The organism is Prevotella dentalis DSM 3688, from assembly GCF_000242335.1.
GTDB classification, from domain to species: domain Bacteria; phylum Bacteroidota; class Bacteroidia; order Bacteroidales; family Bacteroidaceae; genus Prevotella; species Prevotella seregens.
This window is the reverse complement of record NC_019960.1, coordinates 927,742-953,239: the sequence shown is the minus strand read 5'-3', so window position 1 is coordinate 953,239 and position 25,498 is coordinate 927,742. Positions and strand designations below refer to the sequence as shown.

Annotated in this window: 23 protein-coding genes; 12 read left to right on the top strand and 11 right to left on the bottom strand. The window is 56.3% G+C overall.

Annotation, left to right across the window (positions count from 1 at the left end; all coding sequences use genetic code 11):
• Positions 1-4: 4 nt before the first annotated feature.
• The 3 genes from PREDE_RS03910 to PREDE_RS03900 all read left to right on the top strand — a co-directional run bounded on the left by PREDE_RS03910 (position 5) and on the right by PREDE_RS03900 (position 2,652).
• The gene (locus tag PREDE_RS03910; protein WP_005844316.1) at positions 5-1,081 is read left to right on the top strand and encodes an ABC transporter substrate-binding protein; all 1,077 of its coding nucleotides are present in this window, start codon (positions 5-7) and stop codon (positions 1,079-1,081) included.
• 77 nt (positions 1,082-1,158) lie between these two features.
• The gene (locus PREDE_RS03905; protein ID WP_005844314.1) at positions 1,159-2,148 is read left to right on the top strand and encodes an iron ABC transporter permease; all 990 of its coding nucleotides are present in this window, start codon (positions 1,159-1,161) and stop codon (positions 2,146-2,148) included.
• A 30-nt stretch (positions 2,149-2,178) separates the two neighbouring features.
• Positions 2,179-2,652 (top strand): cob(I)yrinic acid a,c-diamide adenosyltransferase, encoded by a 474-nt coding sequence (locus PREDE_RS03900; protein ID WP_005844312.1) that lies wholly within the window; start codon positions 2,179-2,181, stop codon positions 2,650-2,652.
• A gap of 112 nt (positions 2,653-2,764) precedes the next feature.
• Here the strand turns inward: PREDE_RS03900 and PREDE_RS03895 are convergent, their stop codons facing one another.
• Positions 2,765-3,817 (bottom strand): OmpA family protein, encoded by a 1,053-nt coding sequence (locus tag PREDE_RS03895; RefSeq protein ID WP_005844310.1) that lies wholly within the window; start codon positions 3,815-3,817, stop codon positions 2,765-2,767.
• Between the two features lie 267 nt (positions 3,818-4,084).
• Between PREDE_RS03895 and PREDE_RS03890 the strand changes: the two genes are divergently transcribed.
• On the top strand, positions 4,085-4,624 hold the full coding sequence (locus tag PREDE_RS03890; RefSeq protein ID WP_154648436.1) for a hypothetical protein: 540 nt from the start codon (positions 4,085-4,087) through the stop codon (positions 4,622-4,624).
• 280 nt (positions 4,625-4,904) lie between these two features.
• Here PREDE_RS03890 and ispE read toward each other — a convergent pair whose 3' ends face one another.
• Positions 4,905-5,744, bottom strand: a complete 840-nt coding sequence (ispE, locus tag PREDE_RS03885; protein WP_005844303.1) for a 4-(cytidine 5'-diphospho)-2-C-methyl-D-erythritol kinase — start codon at positions 5,742-5,744, stop codon at positions 4,905-4,907.
• A gap of 132 nt (positions 5,745-5,876) precedes the next feature.
• Between ispE and dnaB the strand changes: the two genes are divergently transcribed.
• The 6 genes from dnaB to leuB all read left to right on the top strand — a co-directional run bounded on the left by dnaB (position 5,877) and on the right by leuB (position 13,847).
• Entirely contained in the window at positions 5,877-7,400 is a 1,524-nt protein-coding gene (gene dnaB, locus PREDE_RS03880; protein ID WP_005844301.1) for a replicative DNA helicase, read from the top strand.
• A 276-nt stretch (positions 7,401-7,676) separates the two neighbouring features.
• Positions 7,677-9,176 carry a 2-isopropylmalate synthase gene (locus PREDE_RS03875; protein WP_005844299.1) on the top strand — a complete coding sequence of 500 codons (1,500 nt, stop codon included), beginning with the start codon at positions 7,677-7,679 and terminating at the stop codon, positions 9,174-9,176.
• Between the two features lie 23 nt (positions 9,177-9,199).
• On the top strand, positions 9,200-10,594 hold the full coding sequence (gene leuC, locus PREDE_RS03870) for a 3-isopropylmalate dehydratase large subunit (protein ID WP_005844297.1): 1,395 nt from the start codon (positions 9,200-9,202) through the stop codon (positions 10,592-10,594).
• Positions 10,595-10,612: 18 nt separating this feature from the next.
• The gene (gene leuD, locus PREDE_RS03865; protein WP_005844295.1) at positions 10,613-11,203 is read left to right on the top strand and encodes a 3-isopropylmalate dehydratase small subunit; all 591 of its coding nucleotides are present in this window, start codon (positions 10,613-10,615) and stop codon (positions 11,201-11,203) included.
• The gene (locus tag PREDE_RS03860; RefSeq protein WP_005844293.1) at positions 11,184-12,767 is read left to right on the top strand and encodes an alpha-isopropylmalate synthase regulatory domain-containing protein; all 1,584 of its coding nucleotides are present in this window, start codon (positions 11,184-11,186) and stop codon (positions 12,765-12,767) included. The genes leuD and PREDE_RS03860 overlap by 20 nt, the downstream gene beginning before the upstream one ends.
• Positions 12,768-12,794: 27 nt before the next feature.
• The gene (gene leuB, locus PREDE_RS03855) at positions 12,795-13,847 is read left to right on the top strand and encodes a 3-isopropylmalate dehydrogenase (protein WP_005844291.1); all 1,053 of its coding nucleotides are present in this window, start codon (positions 12,795-12,797) and stop codon (positions 13,845-13,847) included.
• Positions 13,848-13,937: 90 nt separating this feature from the next.
• Here leuB and menA read toward each other — a convergent pair whose 3' ends face one another.
• Complete coding sequence (menA, locus tag PREDE_RS03850) at positions 13,938-14,864, bottom strand: 1,4-dihydroxy-2-naphthoate octaprenyltransferase (protein WP_005844289.1); 927 nt, start codon at positions 14,862-14,864, stop codon at positions 13,938-13,940.
• Between the two features lie 65 nt (positions 14,865-14,929).
• Between menA and PREDE_RS03845 the strand changes: the two genes are divergently transcribed.
• A complete protein-coding gene (locus tag PREDE_RS03845; protein WP_005844287.1) occupies positions 14,930-15,565 on the top strand; it encodes an HD domain-containing protein in 636 nt (211 codons plus the stop codon).
• Here PREDE_RS03845 and PREDE_RS03840 read toward each other — a convergent pair.
• Together PREDE_RS03840 and mtaB are read right to left on the bottom strand one after the other, a co-directional pair.
• Positions 15,562-16,578 carry a glycosyltransferase family 2 protein gene (locus PREDE_RS03840; protein ID WP_005844285.1) on the bottom strand — a complete coding sequence of 339 codons (1,017 nt, stop codon included), beginning with the start codon at positions 16,576-16,578 and terminating at the stop codon, positions 15,562-15,564. The genes PREDE_RS03845 and PREDE_RS03840 overlap by 4 nt on opposite strands.
• Positions 16,579-16,629: 51 nt before the next feature.
• Complete coding sequence (gene mtaB, locus PREDE_RS03835) at positions 16,630-17,970, bottom strand: tRNA (N(6)-L-threonylcarbamoyladenosine(37)-C(2))-methylthiotransferase MtaB (RefSeq protein WP_005844283.1); 1,341 nt, start codon at positions 17,968-17,970, stop codon at positions 16,630-16,632.
• Between the two features lie 291 nt (positions 17,971-18,261).
• Between mtaB and PREDE_RS14020 the strand changes: the two genes are divergently transcribed.
• Positions 18,262-18,432, top strand: coding sequence for a hypothetical protein (locus PREDE_RS14020; RefSeq protein ID WP_168109895.1), 171 nt, complete (start codon positions 18,262-18,264; stop codon positions 18,430-18,432).
• Between the two features lie 92 nt (positions 18,433-18,524).
• Here the strand turns inward: PREDE_RS14020 and PREDE_RS03830 are convergent, their stop codons facing one another.
• The 6 genes from PREDE_RS03830 to metH all read right to left on the bottom strand — a co-directional run bounded on the left by PREDE_RS03830 (position 18,525) and on the right by metH (position 25,443).
• Entirely contained in the window at positions 18,525-18,989 is a 465-nt protein-coding gene (locus PREDE_RS03830; protein WP_005844277.1) for a MarR family winged helix-turn-helix transcriptional regulator, read from the bottom strand.
• Positions 18,990-19,092: 103 nt separating this feature from the next.
• Entirely contained in the window at positions 19,093-19,641 is a 549-nt protein-coding gene (locus PREDE_RS03825) for a glutathione peroxidase (RefSeq protein ID WP_005844275.1), read from the bottom strand.
• A 487-nt stretch (positions 19,642-20,128) separates the two neighbouring features.
• Positions 20,129-20,644, bottom strand: a complete 516-nt coding sequence (locus PREDE_RS03820) for a CinA family protein (protein ID WP_005844273.1) — start codon at positions 20,642-20,644, stop codon at positions 20,129-20,131.
• Between the two features lie 33 nt (positions 20,645-20,677).
• The gene (tsaD, locus tag PREDE_RS03815; RefSeq protein WP_005844271.1) at positions 20,678-21,703 is read right to left on the bottom strand and encodes a tRNA (adenosine(37)-N6)-threonylcarbamoyltransferase complex transferase subunit TsaD; all 1,026 of its coding nucleotides are present in this window, start codon (positions 21,701-21,703) and stop codon (positions 20,678-20,680) included.
• 58 nt (positions 21,704-21,761) lie between these two features.
• On the bottom strand, positions 21,762-22,628 hold the full coding sequence (gene map / locus PREDE_RS03810) for a type I methionyl aminopeptidase (RefSeq protein ID WP_005844269.1): 867 nt from the start codon (positions 22,626-22,628) through the stop codon (positions 21,762-21,764).
• Positions 22,629-22,734: 106 nt separating this feature from the next.
• Complete coding sequence (metH, locus tag PREDE_RS03805; RefSeq protein WP_235777499.1) at positions 22,735-25,443, bottom strand: methionine synthase; 2,709 nt, start codon at positions 25,441-25,443, stop codon at positions 22,735-22,737.
• Positions 25,444-25,498: the final 55 nt, after the last annotated feature.

Below are 25,498 nucleotides of genomic sequence, written 5' to 3'. Positions count from 1 at the left end.
CGGAATGAGACACCGTTTCCTATGGCTCGTGGGTGTCGCGGCCCTGCTGCTCGGTTCGTGTGGTACAGCCACACGGCGGGCCGCCGGGCCGGGCGACACCCTTGCCCTGCGCCATGCCCGTCTGCTCACGCTGGTCGATCGGGGCGACGAGGGCACCGAGGTGACCGTGGCAGATCCCTGGCATCAGGGCAGAACGCTCCAGACTTATACCATCGTCCAGCCGCTTCGTCGCGTCGTGGTGTTCACCACCTCGCACTGCCAGTTGCTCGAAGACCTTGGGCTGGCCAGCCGCATCGTGGGTGTGTGCGACCTGCAATACATGCTCATTCCCGACATTCAGGAACGGGTGCGCAGCGGCCAGATAGCCGACTGCGGCGATGCCATGAGCCCCGATATTGAGAAAATCGCCGAACTGCAACCCGATGCCATCATCGTGAGTCCCTTTGAAGGGAGCGGCGGTTTCGGCCGGTTGGAGAAGCTGGGCATCCCCATTATCCAGGCCGCCGACTATATGGAGACCTCGGCACTGGGCCGTGCCGAATGGATGCGCTACTACGGCCGGCTGTTCGACTTTGGGCAGCGCGCCGACTCGCTCTTCCATGTGGTCGACTCCACCTACCAGTCGCTCCGCCTCCGGGCCGCCCGTCTGCCCTTGGGTCGAAGCATCCTTACCGAACGCAAGACCGGGGCCACCTGGTACACGCCCGGCGGATCCAGCAGCATCGGCACCATCATTCGCGACGCCCATGGCCGTTACGCTTTCTCGGCCGACCGCCACGGCGGCAGCCTGGCCCTCTCATTCGAGCAAATCATCGACCGGGCGGGCGAGAGCGATGTGTGGGCTTTCAAGTATAGCGGGCCGCGCATGCTGACGCGTGCCGACCTGTTGCGGGAGTTTCATGGCTACGCGGCCCTGAAGGCTTTTCGCACGGGCGACATCTACGAGTGCGGCACCTCGTTCACCCCCTACTTTGAGGAGGTGAGCTTTCGGCCCGACTATCTGCTGCGCGAGATGATACAGTTGCTGCATCCCGAGACCGATCTGGGCGGGCTACGCTACTATCGCCGCCTCGGCTCCTGATATTTCCCATCCTGTTTACACGGCGGTGCCGGCCGGCGGCAAAGGCTGCCGTCGCCGCCCGTCCATTCCCCATCACGATGAAACGAACCTATCTTCTGCTCCTGCTGTCCATCTCTTTGTTCTTCGTCCTGAGCCTGGTGCACGGGGCGGTGGCCATCCCCCTGCGCAGTGTGCTGGCCATTCTGGGCGGTGATGCCGGGCAGCGCGAGAGCTGGCGGTTCATCATTCTTGAGAGCCGGCTGCCCCAGGCGCTCACCGCCCTGCTGGCCGGCGGCGCACTGGCAGCGAGCGGACTGCTGTTGCAGACCGCTTTCCGCAATCCGCTGGCGGCCCCCGACATCTTCGGGGTGACCAGCGGAGCCAGTCTGGCGGTGGCCCTGTTCACATTGGCTCCCGCCGCACTGCTCCCGCCTGCGCTCTCTTATCTCTCGTCGGTGGCTGCCGCCTTTGTGGGGGCCATCGGTGTCACCGCCTTGGTGTGGATGTTCAGCCGCATGGTGCGCAGCGGCGTGGTGCTCATCATTATCGGCATCATGATAGGCTATCTGGCCTCGAGTGCCATCACGTTGCTCAACTTCTTCGCCACCGAGGAGGGGGTCAAGAGCTTTGCCGTGTGGGGCATGGGCAACTTCGGCAACGTGTCTGCCGCCCAGATGCCCCTCTTTGCCGCCGTCACGGTGGCCGCCACCGGCTCTTCGCTGCTGCTCATGAAGCCGCTCAATGCCCTGCTTCTGGGCGAGCGTTATGCCGGCAATCTGGGTGTCAATGTGCGTCGCGTGCGTAACGTGCTGCTCGTGGTCACCGGTCTGCTTACGGCTGTGGTCACGGCTTTCTGCGGCCCCGTTTCCTTTATAGCACTGGCTGTTCCCCACATCGCTCGCCTGTTGTTGCGCTCGGCCGACCATCGGCAGCTGCTGCCCATGACCATCCTCTCGGGCAGTGCCATCGCCCTGCTCTGCAACGTGCTCACCAGTCTGCCCGGCGAAGCCGGCACCTTGCCGCTCAACGCCGTCACGCCGCTGGTGGGTGCGCCCATCATTATTTATGTCATCGTCAGTCGATCCTGACGACGGCTCATCCCTGAAAACCTTATCCCTATGAACATTACAACCAAGAAAGGAGACCAAGGCTCCACCTCGCTCTACGACGGCACCCGTGTGCCGAAAGACGATGCCCGCATCGAGCTCAATGGCCAGCTCGACGAACTCAACGCCTTGTTGGGCCTCTGCAAGGCTGCCACCGGGCAGTCGCAGCCTTACGAAACCGTGCAGCGCGAGCTCATGCTGCTCATGGCCGTGGTGGCCCGCCGCCCGGATCCGGCCGCAGCGGATGTGCTCTCGGTCGCCGTAGACCGCATGGAGCAGTTTGTTCGCACGGCCACCGAGGGCCGTCGGTTCGACTTCGTGCTGCCTGGCCGCAGCCTGGCCGACGCCGCCATCCACATGGCCCGTGCCAAGGTGCGCACCTGCGAGCGGCGGCTGGTGGCCCTGCAACGGGAGGATGCTTTGCCGCCCGTGCTGCTGGTCTATCTCAACCGTCTCTCCGACTTTCTTTTCTGTCTGCCGGACTGAGGCCGGCCCTTGCCGCCACCGCCTTGCGGCAGTGAGACAGGAAAACAAGAATCCCCTGCTTGCCATGGCAAGCAGGGGATTGCTGATTGATGGTTTCGCCAAGCGGCGGAGCTTACTTCACGTAGACAATAGCCAGACGGTTGGAGGTCACGCCCTGCACACCCTTGCCGAGTGCCTCGTCCACGATCACGCCTCTGGAGCTCAGGTATTCGGCCACGATGTTGGCACGGTTCTGAGACAGTCTGTCGTTGAACTCCTTGGAACCCTCAGGCGAGGCGGTACCGATAATCTGCACGTGGCTGCCGGAAGCAACGGCGTTGAGGGCCTTCTTGGCCTGCGGGGTGAGGTAGTACTTGGCCTGCTCGAAAGTCACGAACACCAGATTCTCGATTCTGATCTCCTTGCCGGGCAGTTCTTTCACTACTTCCTTCACCACTTCCTTGGTCACCACTTTGGGCTTCTCGGCCAGCTGGGCGCGCAGCGAGTTGATCTCGTCGTTCAGCTGTCCAATGTTCCACTCCTTGAAGTTGTGGGTGCCGTTGGAGGTCAGGAACTTGTAGTTCAGGCCTACGAAGAGACCCAGCTGGGCAAATTTCTTGTCGAAGTGGATGGCGTCGCCGGGACCCGGAGTGAGGTTCCACAGTATGGCGGGCTCTGCATACAGCTGCCAAGCCTTCTTCTGGCCGAGGTTCCAAGCGAAGATAAGGCCGCTCTTGCCGGTCAGTTCGGTGTCGTCGCCCATGTTGTTCACTGAGATGAGATACGGGTCACCGTAGATGATGGAGTAGCCGACGCCGAGCTCTGTGCTCACCTGGAAAGTCCTGTCAGCCCTGTAACCGCAGAAGATGTTGGTGAGATTTGCGGTACCGTTCAGGCCAATGTTGAACACGCGGGCAAATGTATGGCTGTTGGCTATGCCGTTGTCGCCGAAGCCCACGAGGGCCTCCAGGTTGGCGCCAAAGAGCGGACTGAAGAGCTTGCCCACCTTCACGCCGGCTGTGGTGTTCATGGGGAACATGTGGTCGAAAGTCAGCGGAGTGGTCACACCGGCCTCAACGCCTAAATACACGTTGTCGAAGAAGCCTGCTTTCTCGTAGGCTATCTGCGCATTAGCACTGCCCAGACCCATGAAAAGCATGGCAGCGGCAAATAAAATTTTCTTCATAAGTGATTGAATTTATTAATATAGAAATGATGTTTATATACTTTACGAGGTGCAAAGTTACGAAAAAAAACGTTACTGCCATGCAAAAAGGGTTAAAAATGTCGTTTTTTTCTCCAAAAGGCTGCCCCGTCGGGGGATTCCCCGCTCAGCAATAGGGAAATGCCGTCGCCCTTTTAGGTATTTCTGTTTTCTGTTTCGGCGTGCAGCCATTATCTTTGCCACAGAGAAAACAAGAACCCGATGTTGAACCCTTTAAACGCTGCAACCATGAAAAGATTTACGATGATGATGGTGATGCTGGCAGTCGTAGCCGTTGCCACCTGCGCCATGTCATACCACGAAGCCCGCAACCGGGCGCTCTTTCTGGCCGACAAAATGGCCTACGAACTGGACCTCACCGACGAGCAGTACGAGGCTGTTTATGAAATCAACCTCGACTATCTGATGGGGCTCGACGGCCGCCGGACGGTCTATGGCCCTGCCTGGGACTGGCGCAACCGCGAGTTGCGCCGCGTGTTGGCCACGCTGCAATATCGGGCTTATGCCGCTGCCGACTATTTCTACAGGCCGGTGTTCTGGGCCCACAACCGCTGGAACTGGCTGGTATACAGCCGTTACGACCGCGGTCGTTTCTATCGCGGCCGTCCCGTGGCCTTTGGCGTCTATCGGGGTGGGGGCCGTCGCTGGCATGCCGAGCCTCCGCGCCCCATGCCCCGTCACGGCATGGATCCGGGGCCGCGCTTCGACCGTCACGACGGCTGTCCCGGGCCGCGTGGGCACCATCGGCCGCGCCCCAACTGGCGATGAGCCCGCCGCGGCCCTGCGATTGCGCCGTAACAGCCCTGCGATTGCGCCGTAACAGCCCCGCGATTGTGCCGTAACGGCCCCGCGATTGTGCCGTAACGGCCCTGCGATTACGCCGTAACGGCCCTGCGATTACACTGCTATGATAACACGAAGACGCCGCGACAATCCTCTTAGAAAGATGTCGCGGCGTTGTGGTATCAGCCAGTTTGCGGAGCCGACTGTCTGCCGTGGGTGGGCTTCCACCTTATTATATATAAGGCTCCACCTTTTATATATAGAGTCAGAGCCGGGCGCAGTGGGTGAAGAGGCCGAGGAAGGCTTGTGCCAGCCCCGCGGGTTCCTGGCGGAAGATGCCGAAGATGGCGCTACCGCTGCCGCTCATCTGGGCGTAGACGGCCCCAAGGTCATAGAGCCGCTGCTTGATGTCGGCCAGCACGGGATGGGCCTTGAACACGGGTGTCTCGAAGTCGTTGGTGAGCTCCCGACGCCAGGTTTCGATGGGCTGGCGCACGATGTCGCGGCAGCTCTTGGCCGGCTTTTGGCAGCGAATCTGGGCGTAAGCCTCACGGGTGGACACGGCCACGTTGGGCTTGGCCAGGGCCAGCCAGTAGCCTTTGAGATTGCCCCGTGGGCCGTCGGCCGGTTCGAGCACTTCGCCGCGCCCGGTGGCGAATGAGGGTTCGGCGGTGATGAAGAAGGCGCAGTCTGAGCCCAGACGGGCGGCATGACGCTCCATCTCGGCAATGCCAATGTTGAGACGGAAGCGCTCGTCGAGCAGTCGAATCATGAATGCCCCGTCGGACGAGCCGCCGCCCAGCCCGGCCTGCGAGGGGATGCGCTTGTAGAGGTGGGCATGGATGCGCGGTATCTCGTACTCGGCGGCCAGCAATTGGTAGGCTTTGACCACCAGATTTTGCGCTTCGTCGCAGTCCACGGCATTGCCCGTCACCTTGAGGTCGCAGGGTGTCGCCGAGGGAAAGTCGGGATCCATGTGCTTGATTTCGAGCACGTCGGTCAGGGGAACGGGGTAGAACACGGTTTCCAAGTCATGGAAACCATCGGCACGCTCGGCGATGATATTTAGTCCGAGGTTTATCTTTGCACAGGGAAATGTCAGCATGGCATTCGGGTTTTAGTCTATGCAAAAATACGCAAAATCTGACGAGAAGCGAATCCCTGTTCTTATTTTTTTTGAATCCGGGGGCAGATTGGCGTTTTTTTCGTAATTTTGCGACTATAAAATCAAGACGACATGCCAGAAAACAACAATAGCGGCAGGCCTGTGGCCAACCGCCGCAAAGCCCCGGCCCCCATCGATCCGGCCTACGGACACCTGCAGCCGCAGGCCCCCGACGTGGAGCGGGTGGTGCTGGGTGCACTGATGATAGACAAGGACGCTTTCTCGGTGGTCTCGGAAATGCTGCGGCCGGAGACGTTCTACGAACCGCGCCACCAGAAGATATTCACCGCCATCCAGACGCTCAACATGAACGAGACGCCGGTGGACATCATGACCGTGACCAACGAGCTGCAGCGCGAGGCCACGCTCGACGACGTGGGTGGGGCCACCTACGTGGTGGACCTCACGGCCCAGGTGGCCTCGTCGGCCCATATAGAATACCACGCCAAGATACTCCATCAGAAGTTCCTGGCCCGCCAGCTCATCTCTTTTGCCAGCAATATCGGCACTAAGGCTTTCGATGCCACAGTCGACGTGGACGAGCTGATGCAGGAGGCCGAGGGCAACCTCTTCGAGCTCTCGCAGCGTAACATGAAGCAGGACTACACCCAGATCGACCCCGTGATACGCCAGGCTGTGGACATCTTGCAGAAGGCATCGGCCAACTCCGACGGCCTCACGGGCATCCCGTCGGGCTTTACCAAGCTCGACGATATGACCTCGGGCTGGCAGAAGAGCGACCTTGTCATCATTGCCGGACGCCCTGCCATGGGCAAGACCTCGTTCGCCTTGTCCATCGCCAAGAACATTGCCGTGGACTATCAAACGCCTATTGCTTTCTTCTCTTTGGAGATGAACAACGTGCAGCTAGTGGACAGACTCATCTCGAATGTGTGCGAAATCGAGGGCAAGAAGATTATGAATGGCCAGCTTGCCCGCGACGAGTGGGAGCGGCTCGACAAGAATCTGGCCAAGCTGACGGGAGCACCAGTGTATATTGACGACACGCCGGGCATGTCGATCTTCGAGCTTCGCACCAAGGCGCGGCGGCTGGTGCGCGAGAAAGGAGTGAAAGCCATCATGATAGACTACCTGCAACTCATGAATGCCAACGGCATGCGGTTTGGCAACCGGCAGGAAGAGGTATCCACCATCTCGCGTTCGCTCAAGGGCCTGGCCAAGGAACTCGACATCCCCATTCTGGCCCTCTCGCAGCTCAACCGAACGGTGGAGAACCGTGAAGGACTGGAGGGAAAGCGACCCCAGTTGAGCGACTTGCGAGAGTCGGGAGCCATTGAACAGGATGCCGACCTGGTGCTCTTCGTGCACCGTCCGGAGTACTATCATATCTATGAAGACGAGAAAGGCAACGACCTGCGCGGCAAGGCACAGATCATTATAGCCAAGCACCGTAAGGGTGCTACGGGCGATGTGCTGCTGGCTTTCCAGGGGCAGTACACCCGATTTGCCAATCCCGAGGACGCCATGCTGGCCCCGCTGCCCGCCGATTTTGGCGGTGGAGAGATCATCAGTTCCCGGTTGAACCAGGACGACGGCGACCCTTTCGGCGGCATTCCGACGGTGAATCCCTTTTAGATGATGTTGATTTATCATGAAAACAAGCAAAAAAGTAACAGATTATTTGCCTGTGTCGGCTGAATTGTTTACCTTTGCAAGCAGATAAAAGAGAAAGAACAGATGACACGCTCATACATCATTCTAAGCATTGCGATTAGCATTCGACTGCATCCTGTGGCCGGAAGTGAGAATGTGTGCACGTGTGTCTGACGAGCGACGACATAGCAGAGCCTTTCCACTTCCGTTGAGTGGGAAGGCTTTTTTCGTTTAAAAGGACAAAACAATAACAACAGCATGAGCGACAGACTTTACATTTTCGACACGACGCTACGCGATGGCGAGCAAGTGCCGGGGTGCCAATTGAACACGGTGGAGAAGATACAGGTGGCCAAACAACTGGAGCTACTCGGCGTGGACGTGATTGAAGCCGGGTTCCCTATCTCCTCGCCGGGCGACTTCAATTCGGTGGTAGAAATCTCGAAAGCCGTGACATGGCCCACCATCTGTGCGCTCACGCGTGCGGTGGAGAAAGACATCGACGTGGCTGCCGACTCGCTGAAGTTTGCCAAGCACAAGCGCATCCACACAGGAATAGGCACCAGCGACTCCCACATCAAGTACAAGTTCAACTCCACGCGCGAGGAAATCATCGAGCGTGCAGTGCGTGCCGTGGCCTACGCCAAGAAGTATGTGGAGGACGTGGAGTTCTATGCCGAGGATGCCGGACGCACGGACAATGAGTATCTGGCCCGTGTGGTGGAGGCCGTCATCAAGGCCGGAGCCACGGTGGTGAACATTCCCGACACCACTGGCTACTGCATGCCCGACGAGTATGCAGCCAAGATTCGCTTTCTGAAAGAGCATGTGAGCAACATCGACCAGGTCGTCATCTCGACCCACTGCCACAACGATCTGGGCATGGCCACTGCCAACACCATCGGCGGCGTGCTCGCCGGCGCGCGTCAGGTGGAGGTAACTGTGAACGGTCTCGGCGAGCGCGCGGGCAACACTTCGCTGGAGGAGATTGCCATGATACTGAAGTGTCACAAGAACATTGGCATCGATACGAACATCAATACGCGCAAGATCTATCCCATCTCGCGCATGGTGTCGTCGCTGATGAACATGCCTGTGCAGGCCAACAAGGCCATCGTGGGGCGTAATGCCTTTGCCCATTCGAGCGGCATTCATCAGGACGGCGTGCTGAAGAACGTGCAGACCTACGAGATTATCGACCCCAAGGACATCGGCTTGGACAACAACGAGATCGTGCTGACAGCCCGTTCGGGCCGCGCCGCGCTGAAGTATCGGCTGCAGGTGAACGGCGTAGACGTGGACGATGAAGAGAAGCTGGACAACATCTATCAAGCTTTCTTGCGGTTGGCCGACAAGAAAAAAGAGATAACCGACGACGATGTGTTGATGCTGGCCGGTGCCGACACGGCGGCCAATCATGCCGTGAAACTGGACTACTTGCAGGTGACGGCCGGCAAGGGCGTGCGTAATGTGGCCAGCATTGGACTGGACATTGCGGGGCAGAAATTCGAGGAATCGTCGTCGGGCAACGGCCCGGTGGACGCTGCCATCAAGGCACTGAAGCGCATCATTCACAAGCACATGGTGCTTAAGGAATTCACCATTCAGGCCATCTCCAAGGGCTCGGACGATGTGGGCAAGGTGCACATGCAGGTGGAATATGACGGTAATGTCTACTTCGGTTTCGGCGCCAACACCGACATTGTGACGGCTTCGGTGGAGGCTTATCTCGACTGTGTGAACAAATTCAGAAAATAAAAAGCGAACGAATTATAGCGAACATGAATACATTATTTGACAAGATTTGGGACAGCCACGTCGTGCAGGTTGTGGAAGACGGTCCCACCCAGCTTTACATTGACCGGCTGTACTGCCATGAGGTCACGTCGCCACAGGCTTTCGACGGGCTTCGTCAGCGCGGACTCAAGGTGTTCCGCCCCGACCAGGTCTACTGCATGCCCGACCATAACATCCAGACTCACGACCAGGATAAGCCCGTGGAGGATGCCGTGGGCCGCAAGCAGATAGAGACGCTCGACCGCAACTGTGAAGAGTTTGGCGTGACGGAGTTCAAGATGAACACCAAGGAGAACGGCATTATCCATGTGGTGGGCCCCGAGACGGGCCTGTCGTTGCCGGGCATGACCATCGTGTGCGGCGACTCGCACACCTCTACCCATGGAGCGATGGGGGCCGTGGCCTTTGGCATCGGCACGTCGGAGGTGGAGATGGTGCTCTCGTCCCAGTGCATCTTGCAGCAGAAACCCAAGTCGATGCGCATCAGCATCAACGGCAAACTGCGCCCCGGTGTGGTGGCGAAGGACGTAGCGTTGTATCTCATGGCGAAGCTCACCACCTCGGGAGCCACGGGCTTTTTTGTGGAATATGCCGGCGATGTGGTACGCGACATGAGCATGGAGGGCCGGCTGACACTCTGCAACCTCTCCATCGAGATGGGTGCGCGCGGCGGCTTCATCGCCCCCGACGAGACCACCTTTGCCTACATCAAGGGCCGCAAGTATGCACCCAAGGGGGCCGATTGGGACAAGGCGGTGGCCCGGTGGAAGACGTTGCGCTCGGGCGATGATGCCGTGTTTGACAAAGAACTTGTCTTTGATGCCGCCGACATTGAGCCGCGCATCACCTACGGCACCAATCCCGGCATGGGCATCGGCATCCGTGGCAGCGTGCCCACGCTGGCCGAAATCGATGAGACCGAACAGGTTTCTTTCCTCAAGAGTCTCAAGTACATGGGCTTCGAGCCCGGCGAGAAACTGCTGGGACACAAGATAGACTACGTGTTCCTCGGGGCCTGCACCAATGGCCGTATCGAAGATTTCCGGGCCTTTGCCTCGCTGGTAAAGGGACACAAGAAAGCGGCCGACGTGGTGGCTTGGCTTGTGCCCGGCTCTTGGGCCGTGGCCAAACAGATAGAGGACGAGGGGCTCGACCGGGTGCTGCACGAGGCTGGTTTTGCCATCCGTCAGCCGGGCTGCTCGGCTTGTCTGGCCATGAACGATGACAAGGTGCCGGCCGGACTCTACAGCGTGTCCACCTCCAACCGCAACTTCGAGGGCCGTCAAGGGCCGGATTCGCGCACCATTCTGGCCAGCCCGCTTGTGGCAGCGGCAGCGGCTATTACCGGCAAGATTACCGATCCCAGAGATTTCATGTAAAGGCGAAAACAGAAAACGATGAAACAGAAATTCGATATTATCACATCGAGCTGCATCCCCTTGCCGCTCGAAAACGTAGATACGGACCAAATCATCCCGGCCCGTTTCCTCAAGGCAACCGACAAGAAGGGCTTCGGCGACAATCTTTTCCGCGATTGGCGCTACAACAAGGATGGCAGTCTGAAGGCGGACTTCGTGCTCAACGATCCCAGCTACTCGGGTGTTATCCTTGTGGCCGGCAAGAACTTTGGTTCCGGCTCCAGCCGCGAGCATGCGGCCTGGGCCATTGCCGGATATGGTTTCCGTGTGGTCATCAGCTCGTTCTTTGCCGATATTCACAAGAACAATGAGCTCAACAACTTCGTGTTGCCGGTGGTAGTGAGCGAGGAATTCCTGCAGGAACTCTTCCGTAGCATTGACAAGGACCACAGGACTGAGGTGCGCGTGGATCTGCCCAACCAGACGGTAACCAACCTGGCTACGGGGCACAGCGAGCATTTCGACATCAACGGCTATAAGAAACACTGCCTGATGAACGGTCTCGACGATGTGGACTTCCTGGTGGAGAACCGTATCAAAGTGGAAGCCTATGAACGGAAACAAGCATAATATGAATATGGGTCAGACAGGCCGGCAAAGGGCCACGATAGAAATCATGGACTGCACGCTGCGCGACGGCGAGCAGACCAATGGCGTGAGTTTCTTGCCGCACGAGAAGCTGATGATAGCCCGCATGCTGTTGAGGGATGTCAATGTAGACCGGATAGAAGTGGCCTCGGCCCGCGTGTCTGAGGGCGAAAAAGATGCTGTGACGCGCATCTGCAAGTTTGCTGAACGCGAGGGCTACCTTGACCGTATCGAGGTGCTGGGGTTTGTAGACCATGACAAGTCGGTGGACTGGATTCGCGACTGCGGCGGTCGGGTCATTAATCTGCTGGCCAAGGGCTCGCTGAAACACTGCACCCAGCAACTCCACAAGATGCCTCAGCAGCATATTGACGATATTCTCGATGTGCTCGATTATGCCGAACGGCAGGGCCTTCGCGTGAATCTGTATCTGGAAGACTGGAGTTCGGGCATGAAAGATTCGCCCGAATATGTCTATCAAATTATGGAGGCCATGAAGGGAACCCGCATCGAACGGTTCCTCCTGCCCGACACACTGGGCATCATGAACCCCCTGCAGTGCATGGACTATATGCAGCAGATGCTGAGCCGTTATCCCGACAAGCATTTTGATTTTCATGCCCACAACGACTACGACCTGGCCGTATCGAACACGTTGGCAGCAGTCATGTGTGGTTGCTCAGGCGTGCATGTCACAGTGAATGGACTGGGAGAACGCTGTGGGAATGCGCCGCTGGCCAGTGTGCAAGCCATCCTGAAAGATCAGATTCACGTGCAGACTAACATCAAGGAGAGCCAGCTGAACATGATTAGCCGCGTGGTGGAGGACTACAGTGGAATAGCCGTGGCGCCCAATCAACCCATCGTTGGTGAGAATGTTTTTACCCAGGTGGCTGGCGTGCATGCCGATGGCGACAACAAGAACAACCTGTACTGCAATGACCTGAAGCCGGAGCGTTTCGGTCGTAAGCGCGAGTATGCGCTGGGCAAGAACTCGGGCAAGGCCAACATTGAGCGCAATTTGGAGGAACTGGGCATGGAACTTACTGCCGAGCAGACCCGCAAGGTGGTGCAGCGCATTACCGAACTGGGAGACCGCAAGGAGGTGGTGACACAGGACGATCTGCCTTATATCGTGTCGGATGTGCTGAAGCACGACACGCAAGAAGACCGGGTGAAGCTGCTCAGCTACATGGTCTCCACATCCTATGGACTCAAGCCCATTGCCAGCATCAAGGTGGAAATCAACGGGCAGGTCTATACGGCCGACGCTACGGGTGACGGCCAGTACGATGCCTTTGTCAAGGCTTTGCGTGACATCTACAAGGCCAAACTCGGGCGTACTTTCCCCCGGCTGGCCAACTATATGGTGACTATTCCGCCGGGTGGACACACCGACGCCCTTGTGCAGACCATCATTACGTGGCACGAGGAGGGCGGACGCATCATCCGTACACACGGCCTGGATGCCGACCAAACCGAGGCTGCGATCAAAGCTACGTTCAAGATGCTCAACATTATTGAGAGCGAAAAGACCGTCAAGTAAGTATCAACCCTATAATCAAAGATAAGTATGAAACTGAACATTGCTGTTCTGGCCGGCGACGGCATCGGGCCTGAGATCATGCCCCAGGCTATCAATGTGCTCAATGCTGTAGCCCGGAAATTCGGCCATGAGTTTGTCTATCACGAAGCCTTGTGTGGTGCACATGCCATCGACGAGGTGGGCGATCCTTTCCCAGAGGAGACCTACAAGGTGTGCATGGATGCCGATGCCGTGCTCTTTGCCGCTGTGGGCGACCCTCGCTTCGACAATGACCCCACACTGAAAGTGCGTCCCGAGACCGGTCTGTTGGCCATGCGCAAGAAGCTAGGCCTTTTTGCCAACGTGCGTCCCGTGGCTACATTCGATTGTCTGTTGCACAAGTCGCCGCTCAAGGAAGAACTCATCAAAGGGGCCGACTTCGTGGTGATTCGTGAACTCACGGGCGGCATGTACTTCGGCGAGAAATATCAAGACAACGACAAGGCCTACGACACTGATATATACTACCGGCCCGAGATAGAACGTATCTTGAAGGTTGGCTTTGAGTTTGCGCAAAAGCGCAATAAGCACCTCACCGTGGTCGACAAGGCCAATGTACTGGCCAGCTCGCGCCTGTGGAGGCAGATCGCTCAGGAGATGGAGTCTCTCTATCCCGACGTGAACGTGGATTACATGTTCATCGACAATGCTTCGATGCGCGTGCTCACCGAGCCTCGATTCTTCGATGTGATAGTTACGGAGAATACTTTTGGAGACATTCTTACCGACGAGACCAGTGCCATCACAGGCTCCATGGGTCTGCAGCCCTCGGCCTCACTGGGCGAACATACGCCGCTCTTCGAGCCGGTTCATGGCTCTTGGCCCCAGGCAGCCGGCAAGAACATTGCCAATCCACTGGCGCAGATTCTCTCTGCTGCCATGATGCTTGAGCACTTCGGTCTCAATGCGGAAGGGGCAGCTATCCGTAAGGCTTGTGATGAGGCACTGGAGTCCAACATCCGTACGCCCGAGATTCAGGTTGAGGGTGGCAAGGCGTACGGTACCAAAGAGATTGGCGAGTGGATAGTAAACCATATCTAAAGGTTTAGCTATCTATTGGATAGACCGAAGATGAACGAGGAGCGGCGTTGTCATACTGTGACAACGCCGCTCCTCGTTCATTGTTTGAAGCTATTCCATGACCATAGATAGCAGGAAGCCCACGGCTGTGGCTGCTCCATAGATGAAGATGTTACGGGCCGTTTCGCCCAGCACGCCGTTGAGTGCCTGACCGTGGTCGATACTCACCAAGTGGCGATAAGCTTGGCGGTGAGGCCAGAGATAGGCCAACGCGGGCAGCACGAAAGCCGGCCAGTGGCCTCGAAACACGAAGCAGATACCCAATCCCAAGGCCACCAGCCCTGACCAGAGGTAGAGCGTCATGCCCCAGTGGTGGCCCACACGTACCACGAGTGTGCGCTTGCCGTCACGGCGGTCATTGTCGATGTCGCGGTTATTGTTGATGAGCAGCAGTGTGTCGATGACGAAGCCACAGGCCAGCGCGGCCACAACCGCCTCGGCAGTGATGGTTTGCATGGCGGTAGGTAGCGAGAGGTAGTAGGTGAGACATACGGGGACAAGCCCGAAGAACACGAGTACCAGCACGTCGCCCAGTCCATGATAGGAGAGGGTAGTGGTGTAGAGAAAGCAAAACAGCGCACAGAGCACTCCCACAATAATCATCTGCCAACCTCCATATCTTATCAAAGGCAAGCCCACAAGGCAGCTTGCACCCGTAGTTATGGCTATGGCCCACAGCATGGCACGCGGTGTCACCCATCCCATGGCGCAGGCACGGCGGGGGCCGAGACGGGTCTCTGTAGCGTCGTTGCCACGTCGGAAATCGAAGTAATCGTTCACGAAGTTGGCATCAATCTGCATCAGAAAAGCAAAGAGAAAGCACAGAAAGCAGGGTGTCCACTCGATATGCCCTCCGGTGTCGGCTACGGCCAGTGCTGCCCCGACCATCACAGGTACGGCGGCCCCTATGAGTGTCTTGGGGCGAGCGGCCAGCACCCACGCCCGCAAGGAATTTGTTTTTACGTGAGATTCGTCCATAATTGCTTGCAAAAATAAACATTATTTGCTATATTTGCAAAGCAAATCAACAAGAAAACAACTGCATGATGGACGTGAGTCTCGACTTGATGTCGTTTGTAGAGACCAATATTCTCCCTAAGTACACCGCTTTTGGACATTCTCATGGACTGGGGCATGTGCAACGTGTAATAGCCAACTCGCTGATGCTGGCCCGCAGACTTGGGGCCGACATCAATATGGTCTATGCTATTGCGGCCTATCATGACTTGGGCATGAGCGGTCCGCGGGCTATTCATCATGTGACCGGCGGCAAGATTTTGGCAGCAGATGCCCGGTTGCGCAAGTGGTTTTCACCGACGCAAATCAGTATTATGAAAGAGGCGGTGGAGGATCATCGGGCTTCGGCCTCGCATGAACCGCGCAGCATCTACGGCAAGATTGTGGCCGAAGCAGACCGTGATCTGGATCCGGAGGTGGTGTTTACACGGGCCATTGAATACGGCTTTGAACACCAGCCCCAGCTTGACAAGGAGGGACAGTGGAAGCGGTTCTGTGCACACATGGAGGAAAAATATAGTGCCCGAGGGTACATTAAACTCTGGATCCCCAACTCGCCCAATGAGGAAAAGATTCGTGAAGTAAGAGCCACCATAGCCGATCCGGCCCGACTGCGTTCCATATTCGAACGCATTTGGGATGTAGTGGCAAAACAGTCTTAGCCGAATAGGGAGAACTTTCTTATACCTTTTATATAATAGAGCCACAGAATGCTGTAGGGCTTTCGTTCGGCAATGGGGGCTGCGACGCGTGTGCGGCGGATCTCGTTGCGGTCGTCGTCGAAATCGTGTCTCCATTTCCAGAAGGCACGCCGAGCCCTGAGAATGGCCACGAAGTCGCTCCAATTGTGATTCACCAGTAAGGTCTGTAAGGCTGCCATATGGTCGAGCACCCATCTCGCAGCCATCACACGTACCAGTTCGCTCGCGGGTAGATTCTTGTAGAGCATGGTGAGATTGTTGCGGAAATTCAGGAAAGTCTTCATCGGATTTCCCTTGGGTAGTGTTCCCCCACCCACGTGGAAGACGTGGCTGGAGGGTTCGCACATAATGCGGCGGCCCCGTTGACGCAGCCGCCAGCACAGGTCAATCTCCTCATTGTGGGCAAAGAAGCGGTGATCGAATCCATGCACCCGCCAATAGTCCTGGGCGCGAATCATGAGACAGGCCCCTGTAGCCCAGAGCACATCAGCTGGCTGGTCGTACTGTCCATGGTCGGCCTCCACTTCCTCAAACACGCGGCCCCGACAGAAAGGATAACCGTAGCGGTCGAGAAATCCCCCCGCAGCCCCTGCATATTCGAAGTGGTCTTTTTGGAATTCTGCCAGCAACTTGGGCTGGCAGGCTGCCACTTCGGAATCGCGTTCCATCAGGGCAATGAGGGGTGTGAGCCAGTGAGGTGTCACTTCTACGTCCGAGTTGAGTAGCACGTAGCAATCGTCATCGATTTGAGCCAAGGCCCGATTATAGCCCTCAGCAAACCCATAGTTGCGATCGAGCAGAATGGTCTTGACCTCAGGAAACTGATCGGCAAGCAACTGCATGGAGCCGTCGGTCGAGGCATTATCGGCTACATAGGTGTCGGCCTCAGCCCGAGAGTATTTCAGGACGGTGGGTAGATATGTGCGGAGCATCTGCTCGCCGTTCCAGTTCAATATGACAATGGCTACTTTCATCTGTCTCTTCTTTCTTGTATTAAAGGGTTTGTGAGAGTTCCAGATGCTCCGTCAGTCGAGCAATTCGACGCGCAGGGCAGTGCGGTTGTGATTGAAATCGCATAGTTGTACGCGCCGTATCTGGTTGTCGTATTCCTCGTGTGCCAGCCGCGCCGGCAGCTCCACGCGAATATAATTGTCGGTGAAACCGTGCATGGCCTTGTCTATGCCGGCTTTCTCAAAGAGCACCTTTGCTTCATGCCCGATGTGTTTGGCATAGAAAGCTTGGGTCTTTCGGTCGGAAAGTTCCAGTAGCCGTCGTGACCGCTGCTTCTTGTCCTGATCGCTCACGATGTAGGGTATGGATAGGGCTGACGTGCCGGGCCGCTCAGAGTAAGGGAAGACATGGAGCTGTGTTACGGGCAAGCCATCAAGGAAATTGTAGCATGTCTCAAAGTATTCGGGTTGCTCGCCACGGCAGCCCACCATCACATCCACACCGATGAAAGCATCGGGCATTTTCTCTTTGATAAGATGAATCTTGTGGGCAAAGAGGGCTGAGTCGTAGCGGCGGTGCATGAGTCGCAGCACCTCGTCGCTGCCACTCTGCAATGGGATGTGGAAGTGGGGCATGAAAGCACGCGACCGGGCACAGTATTCGATGAGCTCGTCGTCGATCAGGTCAGGCTCCAGACTGCTGATACGGAACCGCTCGATGCCTTCAACCCGGTCCAATGCTTTCACCAGATCGACGAAACGCTCATGGGTGCTCTTACCGAAGTCGCCGATGTTGACACCCGTGAGCACAATTTCCTTGCCTCCTTCACGGGCCGCTTCTTCGGCTTGGGCCACGAGTGATGCGATGGATGGGTTGCGCGACAGACCGCGTGCATAGGGGATGGTGCAGTAGGTACAGAAGTAATTGCAGCCATCCTGTACCTTGAGAAAGTAGCGGGTGCGGTTGCCTCGCGAGCATGAGGGTTGAAAACTCTTGATGTCACGCGTCTTCACATGGTGGTATTGGTGCAGATGCCCTTTGCGAGGCTGTGTCCAAGCCTCGGACAGAAACTGTACCAGATTGGCTTTTTCGTTGGATCCCAGCACCAGGTCTACACCGTCGATCTTGCTCACAGCTTCACTCTCCAGCTGGGCGTAACAGCCTGTCACCACAACAAAGGCACCGGGATTTTCCCTCACCATCCGGTGAATGGCCTGTCGGCATTTGTGGTCGGCGACCTCGGTGACCGAGCATGTATTGATGAGGCAGATGTCGGCTTGGTCGCCCTTGCCGACCGTGGTCACTCCCATGTCGCCCAACAATTTGCCGAATGTTGAGGTCTCGGAGAAGTTTAGCTTGCATCCAAGCGTATAGTAAGCAGCCTTTTTACCTTGAAAAGCACTTGTATCTATCATGATAACATCTTCTTTCTTTCCTGCAAAGGTAGCGGTTTATGCCGAAATAAGGGGCATTTGAATAGAGATAATCGTGCCTTTGGCCGATGCTTTTGATGAACTGTTAGGGCAAACAAGATGTTTAACTTTTGTTTAGTATTTGTAATCATTTGGTATTCAAAGCGTTGCGAAAAAGTTACAGAGAGAGTGAAAAAAAAGCTCAAAAAAAAGAACGTCGTATTGAAAAAATGGCTAACTTTGCATCGTTTTAATAAACAAATGATTGTTTTACAGATTTAAAAGCAAAGAAAAATGAAGAAATTAGTTTTGGCTTTCGTAGCTGTTGTAGCTGTATCTTTCGCATCATGTGGTAACAAGAACCAGAGCGCAGCTCCTGCTTCCGACTCTGACACAACTGCTGTTAGCGACACTGCTGATACAGCTGCCGTTGACACTGCTGCTGCTGACACTGCCGCTATGTAATTCGACGCATCAGCTCGAACTGAAAAAAGAGAGACCCGCCCAGGACATTGTCTTGGGCGGTTGTTTTTATGGTATGGATGCCTACGCTTTCCCTATTGATTGATAGTTTTATTTCGTGTATCCGACATCTTGGCAATGAAGTCATCGAGTATGGGAATCATAGTGGTCAAAGCGGCGGGATCGATGTTGCATGACTGGAATCCATCAACCATACACTTTGGCAAGCTGGCGGCTTTGCGCCTGAGTGCCTTGCCTTTGGGGGCGAGGAATACGATTTGCTGACGTTTGTCGGCGGGATTGTCACGGCGTGATAGCAGTCCGAGATTCTCCATGCGCTTGATGAGGGGCGACACGGTGTTGACACCCAGAAGCAGTCGTTTGCCAATGTCGTTGAGGGGTTGCTCGTCCTGCTCCCACAGTACCATCAGCACGAGATACTGCGTATAAGTGATGCCCAAAGGACGTAGGAGAGGCTCGTAGGCTTGGGTGATGAGTCGCGATGCCGCGTAGAGTCGGAAACAAAGCTGATGATTGAGTCTTAACTGTTCGTATGCCATTGGCTGATGGGTTTATACATGTTGGTTCCTATTCTGGGAATCATACGAAAAAGTAGCCGGCGGGATGATTCCTGCCGGCTGTCTTTGTGATAGAGTTTGTCTTTTATAGCTGTTCCTCAACGGCTTTTTCCACTTCCTTGAGGTCGACGGTCGGCTCGAAACGGGCTACAACTTCGCCGTTGCGATCGATGAGGAATTTGGTGAAGTTCCATTGGATGTCGTCCTGTTTACGGGGTTCAGAGTTGGCCTTATTGTAAAGATCCTCCATGATGGCTGCCAGTTTTTCCTCGTAGGCACCGCCGGCATAGCCTTTCTTGCTCTTCAGCCAAGTGTAGAGAGGAAGCTCATTAGCACCGTTGACATTACTTTTCTTGAACTGTGGAAAGTCTGTTCCGAACTTCATGGTGCAGAACTCATGAATCTCCTCATCGGTGCCGGGAGCCTGATGACCAAACTGGTCGCAAGGTATATCGAGAATCTCCAGTCCCTTTTCTTTCAGGCGCTTGTACATAGCTTCCAATTCTTCATACTGGGGCGTGAAGCCGCAGCCTGTAGCCGTATTGACGATGAGGAGCACTTTACCCTTGTAGGCTTCGAGGCTTACCTCGTTACCTTTCTTATCTTTCAGGTTGAAATCAAATAATGTTGCCATAATGATGTTTATGAAATAAATGGTCTGTTAATTATAATCGCTTGTCCTTTGTTTATGTCTGCAAGTTCTTTCATCTTGCCCTTGCATCCATTGTTTTTATTTTTAGGGTCGAATATATTCCCTATCCTTTGTCTTAGGAAATATCTCCTGTTCCTTTTGACAATGCAAAGATAGGAGTTCTCTGTTAAATCGTAAACGATATAATCAAAGGTTTAACATCCTTTATTATGTATCGTCCGCGATATTCCTTGAATATACATACGTTAACATGGAGTTGAGGGATAGGAGGACTGATGATTTTGGCAGGGCCATGGCAAGATAGGGCAGTGGTTGGCGTGTGATATGGCACGTGTCTTTCATTTTCTTATGACTACAGAAACAGATTGCCCCATGCGTGAAAGCAACATGGGGCAAATCAAGTAGAGGATGTGCCATAGCGATTATGACACATCCTCTACTTGTGATAATAAAAAGATGAGGAGGGAGCCTATTCTTCGGTCTTTGCCTTGGCCACCCCTTTTTCTTTCAGGTATTCAAGAAAGAGACGGAGGGCCTTGTTGGTGGCAATGGCAAGATTGATGTCGCGGCCGAAGTCCTCGGTGAGTTTCAGAGTGCGCACGTCGTCCTTGGAACCATAGCCAATCCAGATGGTACCCACGGGAATCTCGGCAGTGCCCCCTGTGGGACCGGCTACGCCAGTGGCAGAGATGGCATATTTGCAGTTCAGGGCATCGCAGGCGCCCAGCACCATTTGGCGTGCCACCTCTTCGCACACGGCGGTCTGTTCCTCGAGTACCTGATGGGACACATGGAGCAAATTCTCTTTCACTTCATTGGTATAGCAGATGATGCCACCTTTGAAATACTGTGAGGCTCCTGGTACGGAGATGATGGCTTCAGCGATGCGGCCGCCGGTGCAACTCTCGGCCGTGCCCAGAGTGAGGTCGTTGTCATACAGAATCTCCTGGATTCCACGACTCAACATTTTGCTTTCAAATTCCATATTCTGAGTATTGATGAATCTGTAGATAAAACATTACTGAAAGGTTACCTTGGAAAAGGCCGGGGCATCGATGGGGCAGAAGTCGTGGTCCAGAAACTTGAAATAGCCTACGATACCAATCATAGCTGCATTGTCGGTGGTGTAGCTGAACTTGGGGATGTAGATGGTCCAGCCGTATTTTTCGGCATGTTCGCGGAATGCGTTGCGCAGCCCATTGTTGGCCGAAACGCCGCCGGCCACGGCCACGTGGCTGATACCCGTTGCCTTTACAGCCATGCGCAACTTCTTCATGAGGATGTCCACGATGGTATGCTCCAGACTTGCAGCAATGTCCTCCTTGTGGTGCTCGATGAAGTCGGGGTCCTCGGCCACCCATTTGCGCATGTTGTAGAGGAAAGAAGTCTTCAAACCCGAGAACGAATAGTTCATGCCGGGGATGTGGGGCTCGGCAAACTGATAGGCCTTGGGATTGCCTTGGCGGGCCAGGCGGTCGATGATGGGGCCGCCGGGATAGCCCAGCCCCATCACTTTGGAGCATTTGTCAATGGCCTCGCCGGCGGCATCGTCGATGGTCTGCCCCAGCACTTCTATGTCGTTGTAGGCATTGACTTTGACTATCTGCGAGTTGCCGCCAGACACCAACAGACAGAGATAGGGGAAAGGCGGCATGTGATGGTCGTCATCGCTCTCCTTGATGTAGTGGGCCATGACGTGTCCTTGCAGGTGGTTGACATCGATAAGGGGAATCTCCAGACTGCGGGCGAACCCCTTGGCAAAGCTCACACCCACGAGCAGCGAGCCCATGAGCCCCGGCCCCCGAGTGAAAGCCACGGCCGAAAGTTGTTCTTTGGTGATGCCGGCCCGCTTGATGGCTTGGTCGACTACGGGCACCACATTCTGTTGATGGGCCCGGCTGGCCAGCTCGGGCACCACGCCGCCATAGGCCCGATGAACCTCCTGCGAAGCCGTGACATTGCTCAGCAGCACTCCATTCTTCAGAACAGCTGCCGACGTATCGTCGCAGCTGCTCTCTATACCTAATATATATATATCGTTCATTCAGCGAAGCAAGTTGTCGTAAGTCAATGAAAAGTTGGTTGGTGTGCGGGTGCGTGTCTTAGTAAGACAGCACTTCTACGCCGGTCTCGGTCATGAGGAACGTGTGCTCCCATTGGGCAGAGGGCAGTTCGTCACCTGATATAACCTCCCAACCGTAGGGGTCTTCCGAGTCGATGAACACCTCCCACGTGCCCATGTTTATCATGGGCTCAATGGTGAAAGTCATGCCCGGAACCAGCAGCATGCCGGTGCCTTTGTGCCCGTAGTGCACAACGTCGGGTTCCTCGTGCATGGCCATACCTACGCCATGGCCGCAGAGGTCGCGCACCACACCATAGTGATATTTCTCGGCATGCTTCTGAATGGCATGACCGATGTCGCCCACAAAGCAGTAGGGCTTGGCGGCTTCGGCACCGATTTCGAGACATTCCTTGGCCACCCGCACCAGCTGCTCTTTCTCAGGAGTGGTCTTGCCGCCGATGATAAACATGCGCGAGGCATCGCCGTAGTAGCCGTTGAAGTCGAGCGTCATGTCCACATTGACAATGTCTCCCTCTTTGAGCACGTCCTCTTTCTTGGGAATGCCATGGCACACCACTTCGTTGATACTGGTGCACACGCTCTTGGGGAATCCCTCGAAATTGAGGCAAGAAGGGTGGCAATGATTGTCCTCACAATATTTCATGCAGATGTCGTCAATGTCCTGGGTGGTCATGCCCGGACGGATGGCAGCCTCCACGGCATCGAGGCAACCCGTATTCAGCTTGCCGGCCAAACGGATACCCTCTATCTGTTCGGGTGTTCTCACCATCTCGCGGGTGGGCACTTCCTTGCCCCGGTTCTCCCAATACATCACTTTCTTGTCGAGCTCACTGATTGGGCCGCCGGGCAGACAGTGCCATCTTTTCTTTTTCTTGAAAACCATATAGATGTGTTTATTTTGCAATGCAAAGTTACAATATTATGCCGAAAGGGGCCATGTCTGTCCCCGGAAAACGTTGCGTGGCGGACAAAAATGCCGGCGCCCCCGCTCAAAACAGCTGTAGCTTGTTCTTGCGCGCCTCTTCGAGCGAGAGGATGTGCTGCTGCTCTTGGGCGTACTGCGTGCGCAGCACCTCATACTTGTCTGCAAGTTCCTGCTCGAACTTGGGGCGTTCGGTGGGGTTGAGCAGCCGTGCTGAGGCGAGGACGCATTGGGCCGCGTCCTTGGTCCAGACCACAGGACCGTCGTAGTGGGGCGCTATCTTGAGTGCCACGTGGAGTTGAGAAGTGGTGGCTCCACCGATGAGAATGGGAATAGTGAGCCCCGCTCTCTTCATTTCGACGGCGGTGTTGACCATCTCGTCGAGCGACGGCGTGATGAGTCCGCTGAGTCCAACGATGTCGGCCTGGGTCTCAATGGCCTTTTTCACGATGTGTCCGGGAGGAACCATGACGCCCATATCGACCATCTCGAAGTTGTTGCAAGCCAGCACTACGGACACAATATTTTTGCCGATGTCGTGCACATCGCCCTTGACCGTAGCCAGAATGATTCGCCCGGCACTTGCTGCACTGCCCGCCTTTTCGGCCTCGATATAGGGCTGGAGGATGGCCACGGCCTGCTTCATGGTGCGGGCCGTCTTCACTACCTGGGGCAGAAACATCTTGCCCGAACCGAACAGCTCGCCCACCTTGTTCATGCCATCCATGAGCGGCCCCTCGATAATGTCGACGGCGTGGGGGTATTGTTCCAGTGCCTCGTGCAGGTCTTCGTCGAGATGGGTGGCGATGCCCTTGCGCAGGGCATAGACCAACCTTGCGTGCAGATCGTCCTGTCGCCACGCTTCCACCGTGGGCAGGGGGGTGGCCGCGCCGTTCCCTTGGCTGGCTTCCTGGAGCGCAAGTTGCTCGGCCTTGATGTGCTCGGCCAGCTCTATGAGGTCTTCGGCGGCGTTCTTGCGGCGGTTGAGCACCACGTCCTCGATGATTTGCAGATGGTCGGCCGGGATGTCCGAATAGGTTACTTTGGTGGCCGGGTTGACGATGCCGAAGTCCATGCCTTCGCGGATGGCGTGGTAGAGGAACACAGCGTGCATGGCTTCGCGGATGTAGTTGTTGCCGCGAAAGGAGAAGCTCAGGTTGCTCACGCCGCCACTGACGTGGGCGCCGGGTAGGTTGGCTTTGATCCAGTGGGTGGCGCGGATGAAGTTGACGGCATAGTCGTCGTGTTCTTCCATGCCCGTGGCGATGGCCAGCACATTGGGGTCGAAGATGATGTCGAGCGGATTGAAGCCGGCTTTCTCCGTAAGTAGCCGGTAGGCGCGTTCTGCTATCTCGATGCGCCGCTCATAGGTGGCGGCCTGTCCTTGCTCGTCGAAGCACATCACCACCACGGCGGCCCCGAAACGCTTCACGTCGCGGGCATGGGCAAGAAAGGTCTCTTCGCCCTCCTTGAGCGAAATGGAGTTGACGATGCACTTGCCTTGTACGCACTTGAGGCCGGCCAGGACGACGTCCCACTTGGACGAGTCTATCATCACCGGCACGCGGGCAATGTCGGGTTCGGAGGCGATGAGGTTGAGAAAAGTCACCATTTCGGCCTCGGCGTCGAGCAGTCCGTCGTCCATGTTCACGTCGATGACGAGGGCTCCGTCTTCGACCTGCCTGCGGGCGATGTCGAGGGCTTCGTCGTATTTCTTTTCCTTGATGAGCCGCAGGAACTTGCGCGACCCGGCCACGTTGCAACGTTCGCCCACGTTTACAAAGTTGACCTCGGGTGTCACGTCGAGCAGTTCGAGGCCCGAGAGCCACAGTGTCCGGGGTTTGGGCTGCGGCACATGGGGGCGTTTGCCCTGCGAGAGTTGGTAGTAGCTGCGGATGAAAGCGTCGGTGGTGCCGCAGCATCCGCCGAGAATGTTGACCAGCCCCTCGTCGACAAACTCGGCTATCTGGGGCGACATGCTCTCGACGGTCTCGTCGTACTCTCCCATGGAGTTGGGCAAGCCGGCGTTGGGGTATGCCGAAATGTAATAAGGGGCCTTTTGGGCCAGTTGCTTCAGATAGGGTTTCATCTGGCGGGCGCCAAACGAACAGTTGAGCCCTACGGAGAAAATGTCGTAGCAACTTACGCTGGCCAGGAAGGCTTCGAGCGTCTGTCCGCTCAGGGTTCGGCCGGCAAGGTCGCTCACCGTCACGCTGAGCATGATGGGAAGTGCGGCGCCCCGGCTGGCCATGGCCTGGTTGCAGGCGTCGATGGCGCACTTGGCGTTGAGCGTGTCGAAGATGGTCTCAATCAGAAAAAGGTCCACGCCGCCGTCGATCAAGGCCTCGGCCTGTTCCACGTAGGCAGCAAGAAGCTCGTCGTAGGTCATGGCACGGGCGGCCGGACTGCTCACGTCGGGGCTGAGCGAGCACGTCTTGTTGGTGGGGCCGATGGAGCCGGCTACGAAGCGGGGCCAGGCATCGGTGGAAAACCGGCGGGCGGCCTCCTTGGCCAGTACGGCTCCTTGACGGGCAATCTCACGGCTGTGGGCCTCCAAGTGGTAGTCGGCCTGGGAGATGCGCTGGCTGGAAAACGTGTTGGTCTCGATAATATCGGCGCCGGCTTCGAGGTATTTGCGGTGTATGTCGCTGATGATGTCGGGGCGTGTCAGGTTGAGCACATCGTTGTTGCCTTTCATCTGACCGGGGACGTCACGGAAAAGCCGTCTGCGAAAATCAGCTTCCGTCAGGCGGCAGTCCTGAATCATGGTGCCCATGGCGCCGTCAAGAATCAATATCTTCTCTCTCGCAATACTGTCCAGTAATCCTGAA

Excerpts from the sequence above, each read along its gene's own strand:
- PREDE_RS03910 (WP_005844316.1), top strand. The coding sequence starts at position 5 with ATGAGACACCGTTTCCTATGGCTCGTGGGTGTCGCGGCCCTGCTGCTC.
- PREDE_RS03905 (WP_005844314.1), top strand. The coding sequence starts at position 1,159 with ATGAAACGAACCTATCTTCTGCTCCTGCTGTCCATCTCTTTGTTCTTC.
- PREDE_RS03900 (WP_005844312.1), top strand. The coding sequence starts at position 2,179 with ATGAACATTACAACCAAGAAAGGAGACCAAGGCTCCACCTCGCTCTAC.
- PREDE_RS03895 (WP_005844310.1), bottom strand. The coding sequence starts at position 3,817 with ATGAAGAAAATTTTATTTGCCGCTGCCATGCTTTTCATGGGTCTGGGC.
- PREDE_RS03890 (WP_154648436.1), top strand. The coding sequence starts at position 4,085 with ATGAAAAGATTTACGATGATGATGGTGATGCTGGCAGTCGTAGCCGTT.
- ispE (WP_005844303.1), bottom strand. The coding sequence starts at position 5,744 with ATGCTGACATTTCCCTGTGCAAAGATAAACCTCGGACTAAATATCATC.
- dnaB (WP_005844301.1), top strand. The coding sequence starts at position 5,877 with ATGCCAGAAAACAACAATAGCGGCAGGCCTGTGGCCAACCGCCGCAAA.
- PREDE_RS03875 (WP_005844299.1), top strand. The coding sequence starts at position 7,677 with ATGAGCGACAGACTTTACATTTTCGACACGACGCTACGCGATGGCGAG.
- leuC (WP_005844297.1), top strand. The coding sequence starts at position 9,200 with ATGAATACATTATTTGACAAGATTTGGGACAGCCACGTCGTGCAGGTT.
- leuD (WP_005844295.1), top strand. The coding sequence starts at position 10,613 with ATGAAACAGAAATTCGATATTATCACATCGAGCTGCATCCCCTTGCCG.
- PREDE_RS03860 (WP_005844293.1), top strand. The coding sequence starts at position 11,184 with ATGAACGGAAACAAGCATAATATGAATATGGGTCAGACAGGCCGGCAA.
- leuB (WP_005844291.1), top strand. The coding sequence starts at position 12,795 with ATGAAACTGAACATTGCTGTTCTGGCCGGCGACGGCATCGGGCCTGAG.
- menA (WP_005844289.1), bottom strand. The coding sequence starts at position 14,864 with ATGGACGAATCTCACGTAAAAACAAATTCCTTGCGGGCGTGGGTGCTG.
- PREDE_RS03845 (WP_005844287.1), top strand. The coding sequence starts at position 14,930 with ATGATGGACGTGAGTCTCGACTTGATGTCGTTTGTAGAGACCAATATT.
- PREDE_RS03840 (WP_005844285.1), bottom strand. The coding sequence starts at position 16,578 with ATGAAAGTAGCCATTGTCATATTGAACTGGAACGGCGAGCAGATGCTC.
- mtaB (WP_005844283.1), bottom strand. The coding sequence starts at position 17,970 with ATGATAGATACAAGTGCTTTTCAAGGTAAAAAGGCTGCTTACTATACG.
- PREDE_RS14020 (WP_168109895.1), top strand. The coding sequence starts at position 18,262 with ATGAAGAAATTAGTTTTGGCTTTCGTAGCTGTTGTAGCTGTATCTTTC.
- PREDE_RS03830 (WP_005844277.1), bottom strand. The coding sequence starts at position 18,989 with ATGGCATACGAACAGTTAAGACTCAATCATCAGCTTTGTTTCCGACTC.
- PREDE_RS03825 (WP_005844275.1), bottom strand. The coding sequence starts at position 19,641 with ATGGCAACATTATTTGATTTCAACCTGAAAGATAAGAAAGGTAACGAG.
- PREDE_RS03820 (WP_005844273.1), bottom strand. The coding sequence starts at position 20,644 with ATGGAATTTGAAAGCAAAATGTTGAGTCGTGGAATCCAGGAGATTCTG.
- tsaD (WP_005844271.1), bottom strand. The coding sequence starts at position 21,703 with ATGAACGATATATATATATTAGGTATAGAGAGCAGCTGCGACGATACG.
- map (WP_005844269.1), bottom strand. The coding sequence starts at position 22,628 with ATGGTTTTCAAGAAAAAGAAAAGATGGCACTGTCTGCCCGGCGGCCCA.
- metH (WP_235777499.1), bottom strand. The coding sequence starts at position 25,443 with ATGGGCACCATGATTCAGGACTGCCGCCTGACGGAAGCTGATTTTCGC.